We start from the raw sequence: 21,641 nt of genomic DNA, 5'->3' as shown, positions 1-21,641 counted from the left end.
AAATACCCCGAAGGGCAAGCGGAAAGGTGAGAGCGGAGACATGCGAACAGGCGAAACCGCGCCGTGCCGTCTTTTTGGCGCCGCCCTGCCCGCACTGCACCGGGCCGTTGCCCGGGCCGCCCGGGACGGCGATGCCGAAGCCCGTTATGCCTGCGCCTGTTTCATCGAGCAGATCCTCGCCGACACCGCCGCCTGCCGGGCCGCACCGGCCTCCGCACACACCCTGCTCGACGAGGTCAGGCAGGCAGGTGCGGCCCTCGCGCGGGACTTCGCGACGGATCGCGGACCGTCTCCGGCCGGCCCCTGGGCGGAGTTCCTCGAGCGCGCCATGACCGCCGCGGTCGCGCACACCGAGGCGCTGTGGCGCTCCGGTGCCGCCCGGGGCGACACCCGGACCGAGGCCCTGCTGCGGCACGCCACCGACTGGAAGACCCCGGAGTGCTACGCCTACGACCTCGCCGACCCCCGGCTGGTCCATGCCCAGGCCACCGGATGGCTCGCGGAACTCGGCCGTCGGACAGCGGTGTTCGTGGTGGGGGTGCGGACCGGCGGCTCCTATCTGGCCCCGCTGTGGGCCGCGGCCGTCGCGGCGGCCGGACGCGAGGCGGCCCCGTGGACCACCGTGCGCCCGCTTCGCCGGGACGGCAAGATCTCGCTGTGCCCGGCCGAGATCGACCGGCTCCCCCCGGCCCTCCCCGAGAACACCGTCATCGTCGCCGTCGACGACCAGCCGGACACCGGGGACACCGCGCGGGCGGTGTGGTCCCTGCTGGCCGGCCGCTTCCCCCGGGTACGCGACATCGTGTTGGTCTCCCCGGGCCGGGCGTACCGGGTGGACGCGGCCCGGGTGGACGCGGCCCGGGTGCGGCCCGTCGTGGCACCGACGCCCAAGGGAACCGGGCCGGTCCGTACGGACGCGGCCAGACTCTGGCAACTGCTCGGCGATCCGGGGCGTCTCATCGCCCGGGCGCGGTCCCGGGGCATCCTCCCGCCCGACGGCCCCGGCTACCGGCTCGCTCCGTTCCGGGGACCCTTTCACCAGACCCATGGCCCGGGCACGGACCCGGCCGGCAGCCCGGCCGGGCCGGGTCCGCACCGCATCAGCCCCCGCTCCAGGCCCTTTTCGCTCCTTCCGGACGACCCGCGGGACGGCCGCGCGCACCACTTCCGGTTCATCGGCACCGGCCCGCACGGCGCGCAGTGCGCCCAAGTCGCCGAAGAGCTGGCCGAGTTCCTGCCGCCCGTACGGCACTATCTCGACGGCTACCTGGTCACCGCCCAGGAGCCGGGGCTCCGCCCGCTCGGTCCCGGGCTGACGGCACTCACCGCCGGGCAGCGCCGGATGGTGTGGAGTGCCGTGGTCCGGTACTGGCGGGGCCTGGAGGCGCTGGGAGATCTGGGCGCGGTCGACCCCGCGGTCGGCTATGACCCGCGCGAACGCCTGGGCTCCGCGCTGGACCGGCTCCGCGGCCGGCTCTCCCGCCCGCTGCCCGTGGACAACGGCTGGCTGGACCGGCAGGTGCCCCGCCGGGCGGCCCTCGGCGGCCGCCGGGGCCGCCTGTTCCGCACCTCGCTGCCGTATGCGCACCAGGGATGGCACTGGCAGGTCCGGATGCCGGGCGGGCCGGACGGACCGCCGGCGGTGCGCCGTTTCGGGCTGGACTGGATCTGGGGCGGGACCGGCTGCCTGGAGTCGGAGATCGCCTCGTTCGTGGTGGAGAACCGCCTGGACGACGGCTGCCTGCGGGAGTTGCGCGCGGCCCTGGACGACGACCCGGTCTTCGACGCCGGACTCGACCTGGCGGGCGAGGCGCTGTACTGGCCCGCCAAGACCTGGCTGCGCCGCTGCCCCGCGCCCGGTGAGGACACCGCCCGGCGCATCACGGCCACGCTCGAGGACCTGGCGCATTACGTCTCCGGCCTGCATTGATCCGGTCGCCGGGCGGCGCCGGGCACCGCCCACACCCGCTCGGCGAGACCGCCCGGCGGGGCGGCCGCCCGGCGCGCGTGCAGCGTCACCTCCTGGACACACTCCTCGTCCGTCTGGCTCCCGTAGATGTACATCCCGCGCACCTTTTCCCGGAACACCGCCGAGATGTCGGCGGTCGCATACGGGGCCAGCCCCCGTTCCCCGGTCAGGAGCTTCTCGACGTCGGCCAGTGCATGCTGGGCGGCATAGGGAAGGTCCTCGTAGTACAGCCGCCGCACGCCGTCGCCCGCCGAGCGCCGGACGGCGTGGTGCACCAGCAGATGGTCGATGTGGCCGCCCACGGCGGCGGGCGCGAGCACCAGTTCGGGTCGCAGCTCTGCGATCGCCGCCGCCACGGCCCGGGTCACCGGCGTGCCCAGCGGATCCGCGGACACCCGCGCCGTCAGCTCGCTGTCGTCGTCGTAGCCCCGCAGGCCGGCATCGTCGAAACCGAGCGGCACATAGCGCTCCAGCCCGCGGGCCCGGCAGTAGCGCAGCTCCTCCTCCCGGCGGCGGGCGCTGATCACCCGCGGCCCGGCGGCCCGCAGCCGCCTGGGCAGCGACCACGCGGACCGGGTGAAGACGGTCAGCAGCACCGCCCGCGCCGAGCCCGCGCACGCCGCCAGCACACCGCCGCAGGAGTAGGCCACATCGTCGGGATGGGGGGAGACCAACAGGGTCCGCGCCGAGCGGAGTTCGGCCGTCAGATCCGCCATCTTCCTACCTCCCCGCGCCGGTTGTGCCCGGCCGGGCGGCGATGACCGCCGCATAGCGTCCGGTGACGTCCCGCCAGCCGGTGCGCGGGCGGGGGCGCGGGGCCACCGCCGCGCCGTGTGCGATGACCAGATCCAGCAGGGCATCCACCGAGGCGGCGCTCAGCGACGCAAAGTCCGTCAGGGCTCCGCAGTCGGCCAGGGTGGCCACCGGCAGCCCGAGCTGGACGGCCTCGGCTGCCGCGAAGTTGAAGGTCTCATGGAAGACGGAGGGCAGCATGAACAGCCGCGCGCCACCGAAGACCCGCTTCCCGTCGGTTCGGATGTCATAGGAATCGATGACCTCGAACGCGCCGGACTCCGCGTGGTCGCGCACCAGTTGCCGGGCCAGCCGGCCCTCCCTCGACCAGGTCGCGAAGATCACCCGGGTGGGCACCCCGGCCTCGCCCAGCCGCGTCAGACACCGCCGCGCGTCCTCGACCGGGGTCTTGCCCAGCTGGATCACCACCGGCCCCCGGGGATCGCGCAGGTCCCCGGGCGGCAGGTGGTCGGCGGCCCAGGGAATGCAGCTGCGCGCGGGGAAGCACCGGGTCCAGGGCAGATCGCGCAGAAAGACCTCGCGCATCGGCCCCTCCGGATGGGCCGCACCGGCCGTACAGCCAGCCGCGGCACCGGTCCGCGCCGCCGCGACGGGGGAGTGCACCGGGCAGGGCGGCGGCGTGCCCAGGCCGGGTGACAGGCGGCTGACGTCGTGCCAGATACGGATCACCCGCCGGTGCAGCCCGGGCCGGCCACGCCACTGGGCACCCTCGAACAGGGCGCTCTCCACCAGGGGAAAGACCGCGTCCACGCGCTCCCGGTCCACCCGCTTCGCGAGCCCGGCGAGGTCCGCCCCCTCCGTGCGGGAGTAGAAGTCCACCCGGATCCGGTGTGCCCGCAGCCCCTCGGTCAGCTGCCACAGGGCGGTCTCCACCCCGCCCCAGGTATCGCAGCCGAACCCTTCGTCATAGATCTCGAACAGTGCCCGGGCGAGCTCAGCCATGGACCGCCCCCTGCCGCCCGGCGGCGATCCGCGCGCAGATCTCCTCGACGACCAGCCGCCGGTTGCCCTCCGCCCGCAGGTCCAGGGTGCAGTCGAAGAACGACTCCAGGCGATTGACGATGCCGGCGTAGTCGCGATCGTCCACATCCAGCCGGCCGACGGCCGCGATGTGATCCGGCTCCTCACCCGTCTCGTCGCTCAGGCACTTGAGCACAAGCATCATGAGATCCGGGCCAGATGCGCCTTCGAATTGGCCACCACCAGGGAGCTGCATGGCTTCTGGGTTCCCTCCGGAGTGCGGTACACGGTCCTGTCCACGATGAAGACGCCGGTGTTGCTGATCTTGAAGCGGGCCGAGAGCAGAAAGGAGTCGTCCAGCCGCAAGAGCTCCATCAGCAGCGCCTGGATCGTCTCCGCATGGGAGACGAGGACGAACCCGGCCGCCCGCCCGTCCCCGCAGCGGTCCCGCAGAAACCGCCGCACCCGTGCGCGCTGCGCCGCCCAGCTCTCCACCCCGGCGATCTCCTCCCCGGTGCGCCGCAGCCTGGCCTCGAGCACGGCGTCCCACTCCCGGACCGTCAGGGGGCGCGGGAACCGCCGGGGGGCCAGCACCTCGGCCAGCAGCGGATCGGGCCGGGCCGTCAGGCCCAGCCGGCCGGCCAGCGGCTCGGCCGTGCGCAGGGCCCGCCGCTGGGGGCTGGTGTAGAGGCGGTAGGACGGCTCGCCGGGCGGGCCCGGCCAGGACGTGCGGTCCCGGGCCAGGTGCCCGGCGAGGGCCCGGGCCTGTTCCTCCCCCAGCGCCGTGAGGCCGGCGTCCGGGTCGTGGCCGGTCATGAGATCGTCGTCGCGCAGGACGTTGACCTCGGCCTGAGCGTGCCGCACCAGCAGGAACCGCTGGGCCGCAGTCATAGCGGTCATACGAGGGGCAGCGGGATCCGGCCCTCGGGCACCCGCATGCGCGGCCGGGAGTTGTTGAACTCCTGGTTGGCGATGCAGGTGCCGCAGGGCCAGTTGTCGAACTCCCGGATGTCGCCGAACTCGTGGTAGAGGTGCTTGGGGACCGAGTAGCAGTCGCACTTGACCATCTCGATCCGGTCGTCGGAGACCGAGTAGGTGTAGCCGTTGGTGATCTGGTCGCAGACCGCGTCGCGCACCCCGGTCTCATGGATGTGGTTCCAGCGGCGGAAGTACTCGGACGGGGCGAGGAATTCGGCGGGGTGCAGGTCCTCGTGGCGCAGATTGACGGTCAGCGGCCGGCCCTTGAAGGCGAGCAGCGGCATGATGTGCAGCAGTCCCCGGTAGCCCCGGGAGGACAGCAGGTCGATGAACTCGTTGACCTCGTCCAGGGTCTGGTCGTGGTAGACCATCTGCAGTTCGGCGCCCAGGCCGACGGCGGCGTCGAGGATGCGGTCCACCTGCCCCTGGTCCAGGCCGCGTTTGGCGTTCATCCGGGCGGTGTGGCCGTCGACGGAGAAGACCCACATCAGGTCCTCCCGCCCCGCCAGGCAGCGCGGCAGCCGGGTGCCGTTGCTCAGCGCCTCGATGTGCAGGCCCTCGGCGGCACACCGCTGGAGGTGGTCCAGGATCCTGGGGTAGAGGGCGATCTCGCCGTTGGACTCCACCCGGAAGAGCGTGTTGTCCGGCTCGTACCTCTCGAAGATCCGGTCCAACGAGGCGATGGTGGCGGCCTGGTCGACCTTGATCTTCTTGACCTCGCAGTAGGTGCAACGGAGGTTGCAGGCACCGTCGATGACGATATTGCGATAGGTGCGGATGCGCCGGGTGCGCGGCGGCCAGTCGGCTGGTGTGTTCATGGTCTGGGTCTCCTCTTCCGTGCCGGGTCACACCCGGGCGGCGTGCAGGACACGCCCCAGGTGGGAAGCGACGGCCCCGCTGGTGCGCAGGGCATGGGCCTGGATGGTCAGCGTGGGGTTGAGGCCACCGGGGTACGGCATAAAGCTGCCGTCCACGATGTAGACGTTGTCCGCGGAGTGCACCCGTCCCCAGGGGTCCACCACGGAACGGGCCGGATCACGGCCCGCGCGGCAGGTGCCGTGCAGATGCGAACTCCCCTGTGCGCAACCGGAGTTGCGGTGCACGGTGGCGCCCGCTCCGGCCGCCCGCAGCAGCCGGTCGCAGCGTCCGGCCAGATAGCGCAGCCGGTCGAGGTCGCGCGGGTCGGGCGTGTAGTCGATGACGACGGCCGGCATGCCGTGTTCATCGAGGTGGCGGGAGAGACGCACCCGGTTGTCCAGACTGGGGTGGTCGGCGAGGATCGTCTCCACCCTGAGCTCCAGGGCGTCGCGTACGATCCGGTGCGCCCGGTCGCGCTTGGACTCGTAGATCAGGCCGCCGACGCCGGTGGGGCAGTCGGCGTCCAGGTAGTGGTCGAGGAATGCCACGGTGGAGAACGGGCCGGTGTTGGTGTGCGGGTCCGCGAGGACCTCGGGCGGGGCCTGGACCGTCCCGCTGACATACCGGCTGAGCTTCATGCACAGCCCCCGCCCGACCATCCCGGAGTGGTTGCCGACGCCCTGCGGCGAGTGGGGCGTACGGGAGCGCAGCAGCAGGGCGGCGGACTGAATGGCGTTGCAGGCCAGTACGAAGACGCGGGCCCGGACCCGGTGCGCCCGGCCGGTGAACCGGTCCAGGCAGCGCAGGGCGGCGGCCTCACCGGCCCGGTCCTGTTCCAGGGCCAGCCCGCGGACGCCGGTGCGCAGGGTGAAGTTGGGGTGACCGGCGAGCGGGGCGAGGAAGACGGAGAGCGCATCGCCCTTGGCGCCGGTGGGGCACTGGTGGCTGATGCACAGCGAGTCCCGCGCACAGGCCGGGCGCCCTCGGTGGGCGGTGCGGTTGACGGCCAGCGGGGTCGGAAAGGGGCGGTAGCCCAGGGATTCGCCCGCGGTGTGCAGCACGCGTCCGGCCGGGGACGGCGGGTGGGCGGGGCCGCGGCCGTGCGGTCCGCCGTCCGCCTCCCCGGGGTGCGGGCCGCCGCACACGCCGAGCCGCCGCTCCAGCACCTCGTAGTAGGGCGCGAGGTCCGCCAGGGTGTAGGGCCAGCGCACCTCGGTGCCGCCGGTGTGGATGAGCTCGCCCGGGTCGAAGTCGAAGGGCTGGTAACGGAACGAGGCACCGCCGTAGAAGACCGTTCCGCCGCCGAGGTTGGAGGTGGTCCATGGCCACCCCTCGTCGGTCCACCGGCCCTCGTCGTCCCGTGCGACGGCCTGCCGGGTGAGGCTCTCGGCCTCGTCCAGCCCCACCCCGGGGGCAAGCCGGAACCCCTCCTCGACCAACAGGACGTCGAGTCCCTGGCGCACCAGGCGGTCCGTGGCCACCGCGCCGCTGGCCCCGCTGCCGATGACGCAGACGTCCCACATCCGGCGCCCGGCCGCCGGTTCCAGGCCGTCGCGGTGGGCGCGGCCGAGTGGTGCCGGGTGGCGGGCACCGGGGTTCTCCATCGGCGAGGGTCCCCGAAGGCGCTCCATGCGATGTGCCTTTCGTCGGCGATTCACAGTGGTTCGGTGGTGCAGCGGTTCGGCGGGTCAGTGGCTCGAGGGGTGCCGGGTGCGCTGGTCGGTGGCCGACAGCCAGCTGCTGTGCAGCCGGGCGAAGGGGCCGTCGGCGGCGGCCAGTTGCCGGGGCGGCCCGTCCTCCACGATGGAGCCGTGCTCCAGGACCAGCACCCGGTCGGCGATGGCGATGGTGGTCAGGCTGTGGGCGATGATCAGTGCGGTGCGGTCGGTGAGGACCCGGCGCAGGGCGGTGTGCACGGCGCGTTCCGAGGGGGCGTCCATGCTGGAGGTGGCCTCGTCGAGGATGAGGACGCGGGGAGCGGCCAGCATCACCCGGGCCAGCGCGATGAGTTGGCGCTGGCCGGCGGACAGGCCGGTGCCGCGCTTGCGCACATCGGTGTGGTAGCCCTCGGGCAGCCGGGCGATGAAGGCGTCCGCTCCGACGGCCCGTGCCGCCTCCCGGATCTCCTCGGGGGTGGCGCCGGGCCGGCCGAGGGCGATGTTGTGCGCCACCGAGCCGGAGAACAGGAAGGGCTCCTGGGTGATCATCGATATGGCGGTGCGGAGTTGGCCGTCGGCGAGGTCGCGCAGGTCGACGCCGTCCAGGGTGATGCGGCCGGCTGCCGGGTCGTACAGCCGGGCCAGGAGTTTGGCGAGGGTCGACTTGCCCGCGCCGGTGGTGCCGACCAGGGCGACCGTCCGGCCGGGGGCGAAGTCCAGGCTCACCCCGTCCAGGACGAGCGGTGACGCGGGGCCGTAGCGGAAGGAGACGTCCTCGAACCGCACCCGGCCCGGGGTGGCGACGGCCGGCAGGGGCAGCGGCCGGTGCGGCCGAGGCAGCGTGTCGGGGGCGTGGCAGAGCACGCCGATCCGCTCCAGACCGGCCGATGCGGCGGAGAACGCATTGGCGAAGGAGGCCAGTTCGTCGATGGGGTCGTACAACCGGTGGACATACAGCAGGAATGCGGTGAGCGTGCCCAGCTCCAGTTGGCCGTGCGCGATGCGGAGGGCGCCGAGGCCCATCAGCAGCGCCAGCGACAGATTGCCGATCAGCTTCACCCCGCCGCTGAACAGTGCGCTGACCCGGCCGGAGGCCGCGCGGGCGGCGGCATAGCCGGCGTTCAGCCGCCCCAGTTCCGCGGCGTTCTCCCGCTCCCGGCGGAAGGCCTGGACGGCCCGGATGCCGTTGTAGGTCTCGCCGGTGTGCTGCACGATCCGCTCGGTGGCCGACCGGGTGCGCCGGTAGGCCGCGCGGGAGCGCAACCGGAACCAGCGGGTGAGCAGGTACAGCGGAAGGAACAGGGCCAGCACCACGGCGGCCATCGGCAGATCGAGCCAGAGCATCACGGCGATGATGCCGATCATGGAGAAGAGGGCGGAGAACAGTCCGTCCAGGCCCATCTCCAGGACCCCCTCCACCGCTTCCACATCGCCGGACAGCCGGGCGACGACGCTGCCGGAGGGCGTGGACTCGTGGAAGGACAGCGGCAGCCGCAGCGCACGGGCGAAGGTTCGGCACCGCAGCCGGAACAGGATGTTCTGGGCGATGGAGCCGGAGTAGCGCAGGAAGCCGTACTTGAGGCCGGCGGTGGCCATGCCGGTCACCAGGGTCAGGGCGGCATAGCCGCCGAGGGGGCCCCAGCGGCCGTCCGTGGCGGCCGGGAGGCCGCGGTCGATGGCGGCGGCGACCAGCAGCGGAGTGGCCAGCGAGCTGAGGTTCTCCAGCAGCGCCAGTCCGGTGGCGAGGGCCAGCCGGCGCCGCTCGGGCCGCAGCAGGGTGCGCAGCAGGCGGTTGCGGTGGTCGCGCAGCAGCTCGTCGGAGCCGGCCGCCACTGCGGGATGCGTCATCGGTCCAGCGCCTTCCGTACGGTGCCGCGCCATGGCCCGCCGGCCGGCTCGGCCGGTCCGGTGGCGTGGACCGGGGATTCCAGCAGGAGGCGGTACTCCTCGCTGGTGGCCATGAGTTCGTCATGGGTGCCGGTGGCGGCCACCCGTCCGCCGGAGAGCAGAGCGACCCGGTCGGCCAGGCGCAGGGTGGCCGGCCGGTGGGCGACGAGCACCGTGGTGACCCCCGCCATCACGGTGCGCAGCGCGGCCTCCACCTCCCGCTCGGTGTGCACATCCAGGGCCGAGAGCGCGTTGTCGAGGACCAGCACCGCGGGGCCCGGCAGCACGGCGCGGGCCAGGGCCAGCCGCTGCCGCTGCCCGCCGGACAGGCCGACGCCCTCCTCGCCCACCGGCGTGGACAGCTGTTCGGGGAGTTCCGCGACAAAGCCGTCGGCGTGGGCCAGCCGCAGGGCGTCGTGGATCCGGTCGTCGTGGTGCTCGTCCGCGGGCAGGCCGAGCGCCACGTTCCGCCGTACCGTCCCGGAGAACAGGATGGGGTCGTCGAAGGCGCAGCAGACCGCCGAGCGCAGCGCGTCGAGGCCGAGGTGACGGAGGTCGGTGCCGTCGAGGGTGATGCGCCCCGCGGTGGGGTCGTCCAGGCGGGTCAGCAGGGAGACCAGGGTGCTCTTGCCGGAGCCGGTGGCACCGACGAGGGCGAGGATGCTGCCGGGGGCCACCGTGAGGTCCACCCCGCGCAGGATCTCCTCGGCCCCCTCGGGGTGGCGGTACCGGACGCCCTCGATCCGCAGTTCGCCGCGCAGCGGACGCGGCAGCTGACGGGGGATGGCCGGATCACCGACCGTCGCCGGGACGTCCCGTACCTGCCAGTACCGGTCGGCCGCGGCGGCGGCCGTGCCGGCGTCGGAGATCAGCCAGCCCAGGGTGTCGGCCGGCCAGCGCAGATAGGTGGCCACGGTGATGGCCGCCATCAGGGTGCCGAGCGTGAGGTCTCCGGTGGCCGCACGGTGGCCTCCGTATCCGATCAGGGCGACGATGCCCAGTTCGGGCAGGGCGGTGATGGTCCACCAGAGGGCCGCGGTCAGGGACAGCTTGCGCAGTTCGGTGCCGCGCAGGGCGCGCGCCTGGGAGGTGAAGGCGCGCACCGTCTCGGGCGCGCGGCCGAAGACCTTGAGCACCCGGATGCCCAGCACCGACTCCTCGACGGTGGTGGTGAGATCGCCGTGCTGCTCCCGCGCGGCGCGGGCGACGGCGCCGAAGCGCCGCTCAAAGACCATGGTGGCGGCCACCATGGGGAGGTAGGTGACCAGCACGACCAGGGCGAGGACGGGTGAGAGCCAGCCGAGCACGGCCAGACCGGCGGCCAGCGCCACCACATTGACCAGCAGGTACACCGCGGAGAAGGCGAAGAATCTGCCGATCTCCGCCACATCCGAGACGGTCCTGGACAGCAACTGTCCTGAACTCCAGTGCGAGTGGAAGGAGGAGGGCAGCCGCTGGACATGACGGAAGAGGTCACCGCGCATGGTGGTTTCCAGGTGCGTCGAGGGACGCACGACCAGCAGCCGCCGGGCGGCCAGCAGCGCGGCCTCCACGGCGCCCAGCACCGCGAATCCGGCGATCAGCCACGGCAGGGTCGCGTTGTCCCGGTGCGCGATGGGTCCGTCCACCAGCCGCTGGAGCACCAGCGGCATGGCCAGGCCGGCCAGCATCGAGCCCAGGGCGGCGGCGCAGGCCCCGGTCATCAGCCAGCCGTGCGGCCTGAGATAGCGGGCCGAGCGCCGCAGCGAGCCGGTGCCGGTCACCGCACGGCTCCCGCCGTGCCCAGCGCATGGCGGTAGAACTCCAGTGCCCGGCCGGTGGCGTTGCCGGCCCCGTACTCGGCCGTCAGGCGGCGCCGGGCGGCGGCGACCAGCCGCCGGGGCCCCTCCGGCCGGGCCACGGCGGTGTGCACCGCCCGGGCGAGGGCGGCCAGGTCCCCGCGCGGTACGAGCAGTTCGGGGGTGACCGCACCCACCGTCTCCCGCAGTCCGCCCACCGCGTACCCGGCGACCGGGGTGCCGCACATCATGGCCTCCAGGGCGCTTCCGCCCAGTTCCTCATGGGCGGACGGCATGACCAGGACGCTCAGCGCGGACATGACGGTGGGGATGTCGCCGTGCGGCAGGAAACCGGTGAAGCGGAACCGGCCGGCGAGTCCCGAGCCGGCGACGGCCCTGCGCATCCGGTCGCCCTGTGGCCCGTCGCCGACCACCAGGAACAGGGCCGGCCGGGACCCGGGCAGCGACTGCCACCGCCGGGCCAGGGCGACAAAGTCCCGCCAGCCCTTCTCATGTGCCACCCGGCCCACATAACCGATCACCGCGACTTTCCCGGGGATCCCCAGTGACCGGAGGAACTCACTTACGGACGCGGCCGGTTGGGGGTGGAGGTCCCCCACGGAGTCCGGGACGACGTCGATCAGGGACGGGTCCATGGGCAGCGAGCGGGCGACGATCGAGGCGGTGCGGGCGGTCAGGGTGGACACCCGCGCCGCGTGGCGGATGACATACCGCTCCACGGCACACACCAGCCGGTGCTGCAGCCGGTCCACCCGGGACATCGGCTCATACACCGCCAGCCGTGAGCAGTGCAGGGTGAGGCAGTAGGGGGCGCCGGTGATCCGGGCCGCCAGCGGGCCGGCCAGCAGCGCCCACACCTGCCCGTCGGCGTGCACATGGACGAGGTCCGGGCGCCGGCGGCCGCGCAGCCCGGCGCAGGCGGTCAAGGCCCCGGCCAGCCAGGCCTGGTTGAGCCCCACCAGGCCGGTCAGTTCCGACCGGAACCGGGGCAGCGGTGCCCGGGTCACCCGCACCACCAGGCCCGGCCGGTCCTGGCGCCGCCGGGGCAGTCCGGGGAAACCCACGGTCAGCACCTGTTGCTCGACGCCCTGCCCGGCCAACTCCCGGGACAGCCGCAGGATCTGTACCTGCATGCCGCCCACCGCGTCATACTCGGCAGGCCAGTCGTCGACCTGATCGTGGTGGAAGAACGGGGTCAGCCGCAGCACACGCACGACAACTCCACGGAGAAAACGGACCGTTGGGGGAAGCGGAGCGGGGCCGCGGCCCGTGGTGAGTCAAGCGGGGGCCGCCGACATGCGCCCGCTCCCGGCGCCGGCCCGCTCCGGGACCGTCATCGCGTCGACCACGTCATGGAGCAGATTCAGCGGGACCGGCAGCAGCGGCAGCCGGCCGGTGCGCAGCGGCCGCCCCGGGGCGGACAGCAGCACCATGGGCGTGGTGCCGGGCTCGCAGTCCAGATAGCCGCGTTTGTTGTCATAGGCCAGCCAGTTCTTGATGCCGGCGCTGTCCGCCGGTGCCGGTATGCTCCGCTCCAGTCCCGCCTGGGCGATCAACTCACGGTGCAGCCCGACCAGTTCGTCACTCCCGTGTCCCAGCCGCCGGGAGACCTCGGCGGCCACGGCCATGCCCATGGCCACCCCGGCGCCGTGTGCGATCCGGCCGCGGGCGGCGTGCTCGATGGCATGGCCGGTGGTGTGCCCGTACTCGAGAATGAGACCGTCCCGGCGTTCGTGTTTGTCCGCCCGGGTCACCTCGGCCTTGGCCGCCACGCTCTCCGCGATGATCCAGCGCATGGCGTCATCGTCATAGTGCGCATCGGGGCGCAGCAGCACCGAAAGCCGGTCGATCATCGACGGGCGGATGGCGATCGCGTTCTTGACCACTTCGCCCATGCCCGAACGCAACTCCCGCTGGGGAAGCGTACGCAGCATCGCCGTGTCGGCGAGCACCTCGGCGGGTGGGTGGAACGTGCCGACGAGGTTCTTGCCGAAACTCGCGTTGACCGCCTGCTTCAGCGAGAGCACGGAATCCAGCATGGCGACCACCGTGGTGGGGATGTGCACCAGGGTGATGCCCCGGAAGAGCAGCGAGGCCAGCAGCCCGGCGATGTTCCCGGTGATGCCCCCGCCGAGGGCCACCACGACGCTGCGCCGGTCCGCTCCGTCCCCCAGGGCCTGTTCGGCCAGCGCGCCGACGGTGCCGAGGCCCTTGTGCGGCTCGCCCGCCCGGTGGGTCAGCAGCACGGCGGGGCCGGCGTCCTTCTCCAGCCGGGTGACCAGGTCGCGTCCGTAGAGCGCGGCCACCGTGGTGTCGCTCACCACGAGGTAGCGGCTGGCCGCCAGTGCACCGAGCCGGGTGACGATGTCCTCGCCGCAATCGGTGCCCAATCGGTAGGGAAAGCCGGCGTCTTCCATGGTGATGACCGTGACGTGCATGTTCACCCCGATTTCTGCGGTGGATCGCATGGCGGTGGCGCCGTTCAGTCGGTCAGTTCAGTCGGTCAGTTCGGCACCGTGGAGCACGACCTTGCGGAATGCCGCCGCGATGTCGTGCACATCGCTCTCGTCACCGAGCAGTGCGGCGTGGTGGATGGTGACGGTGCGCCGGGCGGCCGCCTCGGACACCGGGAGTTCGAACCGCTTGGGGTCGGTCCGGGACTCGTGCCGGACGCCGAGCGCGAAGCGCCGGCGGCTCCTGGGGTCGTACAGCCGGTTGCGGGTGATGGGGGGATAGGACGGCGCCACCGGGAAGCCGAGCTCGGCGGTCAGGGCCGCGGCCACCGTGCCGATCCCCACCCGCCGCAGCTCGCCTTCCGGCAGTCCGGCCGCATAGGTGTAGTAGGTACGGAGACTGGTTCCCTCGGAGGTCTCCTGCGGGTGGTAACCCGCCTCCGAGAGCAGCCGGTCGAGCAGCAGGGCGTTGTGGCGGCGGCGCCGGTTCTGCTCGTCCAGGACTGTCAACTGCTCGCACAGCAGGGCGGCCTGGATTTCGGACAGGCACCGGTTGCTGCCCATCAGCTCACCGGTTTCGACGAGTTCCATCTGCCCGGCCCGCGGGGGCCGCGGGGCCAGGCAGCGGCCGTCGGTGCGCAGATGCTCCACCCGGCGGGCGAACTCGCCGTCCCCGGTGACGACCGCACCGCCCTCGCCCGAGGTGAGCACCTTGCTGTGCTGCATGCTGAAGGTGCCCGCGGTGGCCAGTGCGCCGACCTTGACGCCGCGGTACTCGGCCCCGTGGGCCTGCGCGCAGTCCTCGATGAGCGGGAGCGCATGGCGTCTTGCGAGGGCGGAGAGCGCGTCCATGTCGGCCACCGCGGAGTAGAGGTGGACGACGACGATCGCCTTGGTGTGCTCGGTGATGGCGTCCTCGACGGCGGCCGGGTCCAGACAGAGGGTGCGGGGGTCCACCTCGCAGAAGACCGGCACGGCATTGACGCCCAGGATGGTGGAGCCGGAGGCCACCCAGGACAGTGCGGGCACGATGACCTCGTCGCCGGCGCCGATGCCGCAGGCCTCCAGCGCCAGCATCAGGCCGGCGGTGCCGCTGGCGGCGGGCACACAGTGGGCCACCCCGTGGTACGCCGCGAAGGCCCGGGCGAACCGTTGCTCCTGGGATTCGGCGCCCCGGTAGGGTCCACTGACGGACCAACGGCCGGAGGAGAGCACGCCGTTCACCGCCTCGGCGGCACCGGGCGCCGGCTGCGGCCACCGGGGCCAGGGCCGGGTGCGTACCGGACTGCAGCCGTGCACCGCGAGGGAATGCGTCATCGGGTCGTCCTTCCTGGGGCGTGGACCGGCGGGTGGGGCGGCGAACAGGACGGTCAGGCGCGGAGGTTGAAGAACGAGCGGGTGTTGCCGTCGGTGCGGCGCAGAGCCACGTCCAATGCCCGGTGGTGGTCCTCCAGGGTGAACTCGTGGCTCAGCAGCGCGCGGACGTCGACCGCGCCGGAGGCCAGCAGGCCGAGCGCCTCGCCGAAGCGGTCGCCCGGGCCCATGGACGCCTGGAGGGTCAGCAGCTTGAGCACGATGTGGTGAGGGGCCATCTTCGCGGCCTCCTCGATGCGATAGCCGATGAGCCCGACGCGTCCGCCGGAGCGGACGGCCTCGACGGCCTCCTGCACGGCCGATGGATACCCGGATGCCTCGAGGACGACATCGGGGGTCAGCTCCGGGCGCTTTTCCAGCAGCGCGACGAGATCTCCGGGCGATCCGCCCACGGTGGCCGGCACCCCCAGGGCGGCTGCCGCCGCCCGCCGCTCGGGCACGGGTTCGGCGACCGCGGTGACCTCGCCGCCGCGCTGCCGGACCGCCTGGGCGAGCAACAGCCCGATGCCCCCGGCTCCGGTGATGGCCACTTTGTCCCCCGGCGCCAACGCCAGCCGGTCGACGGCGTTCAGCGCCACCGCGAGCGGTTCGGCCAGACACGCTTCACGCAGGGACAACCCCTTGGGCAACCGGTGCAGATTGGCCGTCGGGATGGTCATGTACTCGGCGCATGCGCCGTTCCTGGTGAACCCGAGCTCCTGGAGGTCGCCGCAGAGGGTCGGCTTTCCCTCCGCACAGTGCCGGCAGCCTCCGCAGGAACAGGTGAGATCGCCGACCACATCGGCTCCCAGCAGGCCGTGGCCGGGGCCGTTGACGTCCACCACCGTCCCGCTCCACTCGTGCCCCGGCACGACCGGATAGCTGAAGCCGTGCCAGACACCCCGGTAGAAGGACAGGTCGCTGCCGCACACGGAGTTGTAAGCGAGGTGTATCAGCGCTTCGCCGGGGGCCGGCTCCGGCGTCGCGTGCTCGGTGAGCACGGCCCGCTCGGGAGCTTCGAACGACAAGGCTTTCATCGTGCTGGACCTCCGTGTCCTTGGACCGGGCAGGGTGTCGAGCATCACGATTCTGTCCGCTGTTGCGGATGCCGAGCCTGGTGAGCGTACGCCATAGCAAGGGTGACTTGTCAATTGCCGTATATGCCAAGGGAAATGACGATGCGTCGGATCCGGCCGCTTCGCGCGCCCGGCGGAGATGGCGCTCGATCGTGCCCATGCAGGACCCTGCCATTGGCCCGCTTATGGCACAGTCTCCAGAGAGATAGCTGTACCAATGGCACAGTTACACAGGTCTCTCTTGAACCAACAGCCGATGCAATGGTGTGATGGGGGCATCGATGGCGCTGCGGACTCCGTGGCGCCTTTTTTATGCCGGGAACGTCGAAGGGGCGGGAAGCGTGCTGAAAAGGGTGTTCGTGGCACCGGACCCGGGGTTGCTGCGGTTGCGCGGTGCCGCCCGGGCCGTCCTCGGCATCGGCCTGGCGGTGACCGCCTGTGGTCTCGTCGGTCACTCGCTCGTCGCGGCCATCGCCGGTGGACTCGCCGCGCTTCTCGCCCTTTTCACCGTCACCGACGCAACGGTCCGCGGCCAGGCGGTCACCACGGCCCTGCTGCCGGTGGCCGGCTTCCCCGTGCTGGCCGCCGCGGCGGCCCTGCACGAACATCCGGTCACCCGGGACCTGGCCTTCCTGGCCGTTGTGGGGCTGGGCGTCCATGCCCGACGGTGGGGGCCGCGCGGCCATGCCCTCGGGGTGTTCGCGTTCATGGCGTTCTTCGAGGCGCAGTTCCTGCATACGACCGCCGGGCAGCTGCCCGCCCTGTACGCGGCCGTGGCGCTCGCGCTGCTGGTCTCCGCGGCCGTTCGCTTCGGCCTCTGGTGCTATGAGCGGCGGCTGCCACCGGCCGCCGCGCCGGTTCCGCCCGATGGCGCGGGACTGGCCCGCCCGACCACTCGCCAGGCGGTCCAGGCCGTCGTCGGCGCCGCCTTCGCCCTCACGGTGGGGCAGTCGCTGTCCGATCAGCGCTGGTACTGGGCCGTGGGCGCCACCTGGTGGATCTTTGTGAACACCGCCTCGCGCGGGGAGACCCTGGTACGTGGCTTCCGGCGGACCCTCGGCACGATGATCGGGATCGCCATCGGATGGGCCGTGGCCATTCCGCTGCACGGAAGTGCCGTTCCCTCCGCGCTGCTCATCGCGCTGTGCGTCTTCGGCATCTTCTACACCGCCGCCGTCTCCTACACCTGGATGATGCTCGCCGTGACCGTACTGGCCGGACTGCTCTATGGGCTCCTCGGAGTCCTGGACGCGGATCTGCTCACCCTCCGCCTGGCCCAGACCGGCGTCGGGGCGGCCGGCGCGGCCTTGGCCGTCCTGCTGGTGCTCCCCGTCACCACGCACGCCGCCACCGACGCCCGGATCCGGCACGCGCTGCTGGCCGTGCGGCGCTGCACCGCACAGTCCGCGCGGCGGCTCGCGGGAGACACCTCGGCCGACCCCGGCCCCCAGGTCGCCGAGCTCGAACTCCTCCTGGGCCGGGTGCGGGTCTCCCTCGCGCCGCTGCTGCACCCGCTCAACCCCCTGCGGGCCCGCCGCGAACGCGCCCGCGCGGTGCTGGCGCACCTCGACGACTGCGCCCGGCAGGTGAGCGGCCTGGCGGCGGTCGCCGGCGATCCGGAGGCTTCGCACGACGCCCGGCTCACCGCCGCCTGCCACCGGGTGGAACGGGCGCTGCACGAGCTGGCGCCGGACGGCGAGGCACCGCCGGCCGCCCGGGAACCGGGGGCGACCCCGCACCACCATCCCGGCGCCGAACGGGCCCTCGCCCACCTGAACGGCCTCGAGTCGGCCCTCGGCGGGCTTGTGGCCCCGCTGCGGGCCTGAGCCCCCGGCCGCCCGGCCGCAGGAGGGCCGGCGGTGCGGTGTAGCGTCGGGCCGACACCAGTACGTGCAGGGGAGGCGGCGTGGGACAGGGGCGACGGGCCTATATCGGATCGTTCACCAAGGCGGGCGGCCGCGGTCTCACCGTCGCGGAAGTCGACGGCGAGACGGGCGCGTTGACCCCCGGGTACTCGACGGACGCCGTGGTGAACCCGTCGTTCCTCACCCTGGCGCCCGACGGCCGGGTGCTCTACGCGGTGAGCGAGACCGAACAGGGCGCGGCTGCCGCCTTCTCCCTCGCCGACCCCGCCCGGCCCGAGCCGCTCGGCTCACCCGTGCCCGTGCACGGCGGCGCTCCCACCCATCTGGCGCTCGCCGGAGGGCAGTTGTACACCGCCAACTACGGCTCGGGCAGCGTCAGTGCGCTCCCGGTCGGCAGGGGCGGCACGCTCGGCGCGCCCTCGGCCGTGCTCCGGCACCACGGCAGTGGCCCGGTGTCCCACCGGCAGGCGGGGCCGCATGCGCACGCCGTGCTGCCCGATCCCTCCGGGCGCTGGCTGCTGGCCGTCGACCTCGGCACCGACTCGGTGTGGAGCTCCGCGCTCGACCCGGTCACCGGAGTGCCGAGCCCGCACCGCGAGACTCCGCTGCGGCCGGGCACGGGACCCCGGCACCTCGTCTTCCACCCGCGCGGCGACCGGGCCTATGTCCTCAATGAGCTGGAGCCGAGCGTCACCGTCTGCCGGTGGGACGCGGACTCGGGGATCCTGGAACCGGTGGGGGAGACGTCCATCGTGCCGCCCGGCGCCGAGGGGCCGCACTCCCCGTCGGAGCCCGTGATCTCCGCCGACGGCAGGTTCCTGTGGGCAGCCGACCGGGGCCCCGACACCATCGCCACCCTCGCCGTCGACGCCTCGGGCGACGGCCTGGTGCTGCGCGACACCGTCGACTGCGGCGGCCACTGGCCCAGAGACCTGACCCTGCACCCGGGCGGCCGGACGCTGTATGCCGCCAATGAACGTTCCGGTGACATCACCTGGTTCACCATCGACCCCGGCACGGGCGTACCACGGCGTGCGGGATCGGTCGCGATGCCCGCCGCATCCTGCGTGATCTTCGACTGACGGCCGGGGGCCTCCTGGGAGGCCCCCACGGCGATCCGTCGGAAGCGCCCTGGTGCCGCGTCAGCGGACCGGCGCGCCCTGGAGCGGGGACTGCGGCGAAATACCCAGCACGGCCGCGTATTTGGCCAGGACCAGCTTGCCGATCGCGGGGTAGGCGCCCAGCGGCTCGGCCGCCGCGCAGCCTGCCTCCTTGGCGGCGATGGCCGGCAGCGCCTCGTCGGCCTCCGGTCCGATGAGACAGGGCGCGAGCGCCAGATTGCGGGAGCCGGAGCCACGCAGCTGCTCGGCGGCCTGGGCCACCGCGCCATCCTCGTCCAGCGCCGCCGCCAGCACCGGTACCGCCAACCGCGCGGCGAGCAGCATTCCGGTGATGCCCGCCGCCCGGGTCGCCTCCGCACCGCCGACCGTGGCCAGCACAATGCCATCCGCAGCAGTTGCAACTGTGAACAGCCGTGCTCGGTCGGCGCGGGCCAGACCGGCCTCCGAGAGGCGTACGTGCAGGGCCTCGGCGAGCAATGGGTGCGGGCCGAGCGCATCGGTGAGTTCAAACGCCGAGCCGCTGCTCACCACCGACTGGCGTATCCGGCGCAGCACCGCGTTGTCGGGCCCCGCCAGCAGCGGCACCACGACGGCCGCGGGCCCCTGGGCCCAGCGCGCCGCGGCCGTCTCCCCGGCGGCCTCCTGCGCGGCCGCGGCGGTGCGGGCGGTGTGCCGGGCGGCGGCGTGGCCGAGGACGGCGTCCAGCGCCGGGTGTCCGTCCGTCTCCCCCTGGGCGTCCACATGGCCGATGCGTGCGTCGAGCCCGGGCAGCTCGGAGCGGGCGATGCTGAGGATCTCCTCGGCGAGATGGCGCGCGGCGGGTCCGGGTGCGCCGGGCACCGCCAGAACGAGCGGGGGCGCGCCCGCCGGCGCGGTCACGGGCTCCGGCCTCCGGTGCCGTCCCGGCTGACGGGGGCGGGGCATTCGTACAGGCAGGCCGGAGGCGGGTCCAGTGGGGGAGCTCATGGCGCCGCATGTTAGTCGCTCAAGAGACTCGGCCGTTCGGGTGGGGGTTCCCGGACGGCGTCTGTCCGAATTTATTCGGTGGTTTATACGACGACCAGAGAGTGTGTTCAGTCGATGACGCGCAGCAGCTCCGGGTGGACGGGCAGCAGCAGACTGTCCGTCAGCAGTGCCGCCGCCACCCGCAGGGCCCCGTCCAGCGGTCCGCCCGAGGCGTCGACCAGCCGTGCATCAGGCAGTTGCTTTTGCAATTCCGTATGCAGGGGCTCCAGCAAGGGCGGGCCCAGCTCGAACAGCCCTCCGGTGAGCGCCACTTCGCCGGCCGGGCCCGCCGCGGAGCCCCGTGCCGGGCGGGGGCAGACCGCCGCCGCGGCCTCGGCGATATGCCGGGCCGCCGCCCGGAGCACCCCCGCGGCGACCGGGCAGACCGCGGCGCAGTGGCCGACCTCGGGCGCGAAGGAGGCCAGCCAGGCGGGCCGGTCCGGGCGGGGATACAGCTTGCCGGGCAGTTCCGCCGCCGGCCCGAAGAGGGCCTCCAGGCGGGTCAGCAGCGCGGCCGAACCACCGGAGCGCCCGTCGTGTGCGCGCAGCGCCGCCTCGAGCCCGGCGCGGCCGATCCAGGCGCCGCTGCCACAGTCGCCGAGCAGATGCCCCCAGCCGTCGGCGCGCCGCCAGCCGCCGCCCGGGGTCAGGTCCGTGCCCAGGGCCACCAGCCCGGTGCCGCCCGCGACCACCGCACCCGGGCGCTGGCCGAGCGCACCCGCATAGGCCGTCACCGCGTCGGAGGCCAACGCGAGCCGCCGGGCTCCGAGTTCCGCGCGCAGCGCGGCCGGCAGCACGGCGCGCAGGTCGTCGCCGAGCGTGGCCATTCCGGTGGCGCCCACACAGACGGCCGCGCAGTGCTCGGCGCCGGCCTGCCGGAGCAGCCGGTGGGCGGCGGGCAGCACCCGGTCGAGCAGGCTGTGCGCATCGATGCCCCGGTCGCCGGTGACGGCGGGGGAGCGCAAGGACCACCTCAGCACGGGTCCGCCGCCGTCGGCGGGGGCCAGGGCGACCCGGATCCCCGAGCCGCCGGAGTCCACCCCCAGTACCTGACTGGATGTCAGATCCATGGCTCTGCAGACATGTCCGTACCGACCGCCATGGCGGGCACCCTACCACCGGCGGCTACGGCAGCCGCCAGTCCACCGGGGCCGAACCCTGCCCCACGAGCAGGTCGTTGGCCCGGCTGAACGGCCGGGAGCCGAAGAATCCCCGGTCGGCCGACATGGGCGACGGGTGGGCGGATTCCACACAGGGCACCGCGCCCAGCAGCGGGCGCAGATTGCGCGCGTCCCGTCCCCACAGGATCGCGACCAGCGGCCGCCCCCGCGCGACCAGCGCCCGGATCGCCTGCTCGGTGACCTCCTCCCAGCCTTTTCCCCGGTGCGCGGCGGGCTTGCGCGGAGCGGTGGTCAGCGCCCTGTTGAGCAGCAGAACCCCCTGCTGCGTCCAGGGAGTCAGATCCCCGTTGGACGGCCGGGGCAGCCCCAGGTCGGTGTGCAGCTCGCGGTATATGTTCTCCAGGCTGCCGGGCAGCGGCCGTACCTCCGGTGCGACCGAGAAGCTCAGGCCCACCGCATGACCGGGGGTGGGATAGGGATCCTGGCCCACGATCAGCACCCTCACCTCGTCGAACGGCTGCTGGAAAGCACGCAGCACATTCGCTCCCGAGGGAAGGTAGGTACGGCCTGCCGCGATCTCGGCGCGCAGGAAGTCGCCCATGGAGGCGATCCGCTCGGCCACCGGCTCAAGCGCCTTGGCCCAGCCCGGTTCGACGATTTCATGCAAAGGACGTCCAGCCACGGGGCGTCACTCTAGTGGCTCAGAGCACGTCCGCACGAACCGC

At 73.1% G+C, this 21,641-nt stretch carries 18 protein-coding genes; 3 read left to right on the top strand and 15 right to left on the bottom strand.

Annotation, left to right across the window (positions count from 1 at the left end; translation table 11 throughout):
* Nucleotides 1-40: 40 nt before the first annotated feature.
* Entirely contained in the window at nt 41-1,930 is a 1,890-nt protein-coding gene (locus tag ABCR83_RS08130; protein WP_462694163.1) for a hypothetical protein, read from the top strand.
* On the opposite strand, the gene ABCR83_RS08125 is transcribed toward ABCR83_RS08130, so the two are convergent.
* The 12 genes from ABCR83_RS08125 to ABCR83_RS08070 form a co-directional block, all read right to left on the bottom strand.
* Nucleotides 1,909-2,685 (bottom strand): PIG-L deacetylase family protein, encoded by a 777-nt coding sequence (locus tag ABCR83_RS08125; RefSeq protein WP_462694162.1) that lies wholly within the window; start codon nt 2,683-2,685, stop codon nt 1,909-1,911. The genes ABCR83_RS08130 and ABCR83_RS08125 overlap by 22 nt on opposite strands.
* Nucleotides 2,686-2,689: 4 nt before the next feature.
* Entirely contained in the window at nt 2,690-3,724 is a 1,035-nt protein-coding gene (locus ABCR83_RS08120; protein ID WP_462694161.1) for a hypothetical protein, read from the bottom strand.
* Complete coding sequence (locus ABCR83_RS08115; protein WP_462694160.1) at nt 3,717-3,938, bottom strand: DUF6137 domain-containing protein; 222 nt, start codon at nt 3,936-3,938, stop codon at nt 3,717-3,719. The genes ABCR83_RS08120 and ABCR83_RS08115 overlap by 8 nt, the downstream gene beginning before the upstream one ends.
* A gap of 5 nt (nt 3,939-3,943) precedes the next feature.
* Nucleotides 3,944-4,633 carry a histidine phosphatase family protein gene (locus tag ABCR83_RS08110; protein WP_462694159.1) on the bottom strand — a complete coding sequence of 230 codons (690 nt, stop codon included), beginning with the start codon at nt 4,631-4,633 and terminating at the stop codon, nt 3,944-3,946.
* 5 nt (nt 4,634-4,638) lie between these two features.
* A complete protein-coding gene (locus ABCR83_RS08105) occupies nt 4,639-5,538 on the bottom strand; it encodes a hypothetical protein (RefSeq protein ID WP_462694158.1) in 900 nt (299 codons plus the stop codon).
* A 27-nt stretch (nt 5,539-5,565) separates the two neighbouring features.
* On the bottom strand, nt 5,566-7,182 hold the full coding sequence (locus tag ABCR83_RS08100; RefSeq protein ID WP_462694157.1) for a GMC oxidoreductase: 1,617 nt from the start codon (nt 7,180-7,182) through the stop codon (nt 5,566-5,568).
* An 84-nt stretch (nt 7,183-7,266) separates the two neighbouring features.
* Nucleotides 7,267-9,084, bottom strand: coding sequence for an ABC transporter ATP-binding protein (locus ABCR83_RS08095; protein WP_462694156.1), 1,818 nt, complete (start codon nt 9,082-9,084; stop codon nt 7,267-7,269).
* Nucleotides 9,081-10,886 (bottom strand): ABC transporter ATP-binding protein, encoded by a 1,806-nt coding sequence (locus ABCR83_RS08090; RefSeq protein ID WP_462694155.1) that lies wholly within the window; start codon nt 10,884-10,886, stop codon nt 9,081-9,083. The genes ABCR83_RS08095 and ABCR83_RS08090 overlap by 4 nt, the downstream gene beginning before the upstream one ends.
* Entirely contained in the window at nt 10,883-12,136 is a 1,254-nt protein-coding gene (locus tag ABCR83_RS08085; RefSeq protein WP_462694153.1) for a glycosyltransferase family 4 protein, read from the bottom strand. Before ABCR83_RS08085 ends, ABCR83_RS08090 begins: the two co-directional genes overlap by 4 nt.
* A 63-nt stretch (nt 12,137-12,199) precedes the next feature.
* On the bottom strand, nt 12,200-13,390 hold the full coding sequence (locus ABCR83_RS08080) for a 2-deoxy-scyllo-inosose synthase (RefSeq protein WP_462694152.1): 1,191 nt from the start codon (nt 13,388-13,390) through the stop codon (nt 12,200-12,202).
* Between the two features lie 27 nt (nt 13,391-13,417).
* A complete protein-coding gene (locus ABCR83_RS08075; protein WP_462694151.1) occupies nt 13,418-14,692 on the bottom strand; it encodes a DegT/DnrJ/EryC1/StrS family aminotransferase in 1,275 nt (424 codons plus the stop codon).
* A gap of 53 nt (nt 14,693-14,745) precedes the next feature.
* Entirely contained in the window at nt 14,746-15,756 is a 1,011-nt protein-coding gene (locus tag ABCR83_RS08070; protein WP_462694150.1) for a zinc-dependent alcohol dehydrogenase, read from the bottom strand.
* 389 nt (nt 15,757-16,145) lie between these two features.
* Here ABCR83_RS08070 and ABCR83_RS08065 point away from each other — a divergent pair, with 389 nt between their 5' ends.
* Entirely contained in the window at nt 16,146-17,630 is a 1,485-nt protein-coding gene (locus ABCR83_RS08065) for an FUSC family protein (protein WP_462694149.1), read from the top strand.
* 80 nt (nt 17,631-17,710) lie between these two features.
* Nucleotides 17,711-18,751, top strand: coding sequence for a lactonase family protein (locus tag ABCR83_RS08060; RefSeq protein WP_462694148.1), 1,041 nt, complete (start codon nt 17,711-17,713; stop codon nt 18,749-18,751).
* 60 nt (nt 18,752-18,811) lie between these two features.
* On the opposite strand, the gene ABCR83_RS08055 is transcribed toward ABCR83_RS08060, so the two are convergent.
* The 3 genes from ABCR83_RS08055 to ABCR83_RS08045 form a co-directional block, all read right to left on the bottom strand.
* The gene (locus tag ABCR83_RS08055; protein ID WP_462694147.1) at nt 18,812-19,756 is read right to left on the bottom strand and encodes a sirohydrochlorin chelatase family protein; all 945 of its coding nucleotides are present in this window, start codon (nt 19,754-19,756) and stop codon (nt 18,812-18,814) included.
* Between the two features lie 107 nt (nt 19,757-19,863).
* Nucleotides 19,864-20,865 carry an N-acetylglucosamine kinase gene (locus ABCR83_RS08050; RefSeq protein WP_462694146.1) on the bottom strand — a complete coding sequence of 334 codons (1,002 nt, stop codon included), beginning with the start codon at nt 20,863-20,865 and terminating at the stop codon, nt 19,864-19,866.
* A 55-nt stretch (nt 20,866-20,920) separates the two neighbouring features.
* Entirely contained in the window at nt 20,921-21,598 is a 678-nt protein-coding gene (locus ABCR83_RS08045) for a uracil-DNA glycosylase (protein WP_462694145.1), read from the bottom strand.
* Nucleotides 21,599-21,641 lie beyond the last annotated feature (43 nt).

It is taken from the genome of Streptomyces xingningensis (genome assembly GCF_054957865.1).
This window is presented reverse-complemented; position numbering and strand designations above follow the sequence as displayed.

Coding starts and splice junctions, on each gene's coding strand:
- ABCR83_RS08130 (WP_462694163.1), top strand. CDS start 41: ATGCGAACAGGCGAAACCGCGCCGTGCCGTCTTTTTGGCGCCGCCCTG.
- ABCR83_RS08100 (WP_462694157.1), bottom strand. CDS start 7,182: ATGGAGAACCCCGGTGCCCGCCACCCGGCACCACTCGGCCGCGCCCAC.
- ABCR83_RS08110 (WP_462694159.1), bottom strand. CDS start 4,633: ATGACTGCGGCCCAGCGGTTCCTGCTGGTGCGGCACGCTCAGGCCGAG.
- ABCR83_RS08125 (WP_462694162.1), bottom strand. CDS start 2,685: ATGGCGGATCTGACGGCCGAACTCCGCTCGGCGCGGACCCTGTTGGTC.
- ABCR83_RS08095 (WP_462694156.1), bottom strand. CDS start 9,084: ATGACGCATCCCGCAGTGGCGGCCGGCTCCGACGAGCTGCTGCGCGAC.
- ABCR83_RS08055 (WP_462694147.1), bottom strand. CDS start 19,756: ATGAGCTCCCCCACTGGACCCGCCTCCGGCCTGCCTGTACGAATGCCC.
- ABCR83_RS08105 (WP_462694158.1), bottom strand. CDS start 5,538: ATGAACACACCAGCCGACTGGCCGCCGCGCACCCGGCGCATCCGCACC.
- ABCR83_RS08120 (WP_462694161.1), bottom strand. CDS start 3,724: ATGGCTGAGCTCGCCCGGGCACTGTTCGAGATCTATGACGAAGGGTTC.
- ABCR83_RS08075 (WP_462694151.1), bottom strand. CDS start 14,692: ATGACGCATTCCCTCGCGGTGCACGGCTGCAGTCCGGTACGCACCCGG.
- ABCR83_RS08050 (WP_462694146.1), bottom strand. CDS start 20,865: ATGGATCTGACATCCAGTCAGGTACTGGGGGTGGACTCCGGCGGCTCG.
- ABCR83_RS08080 (WP_462694152.1), bottom strand. CDS start 13,390: ATGCGATCCACCGCAGAAATCGGGGTGAACATGCACGTCACGGTCATC.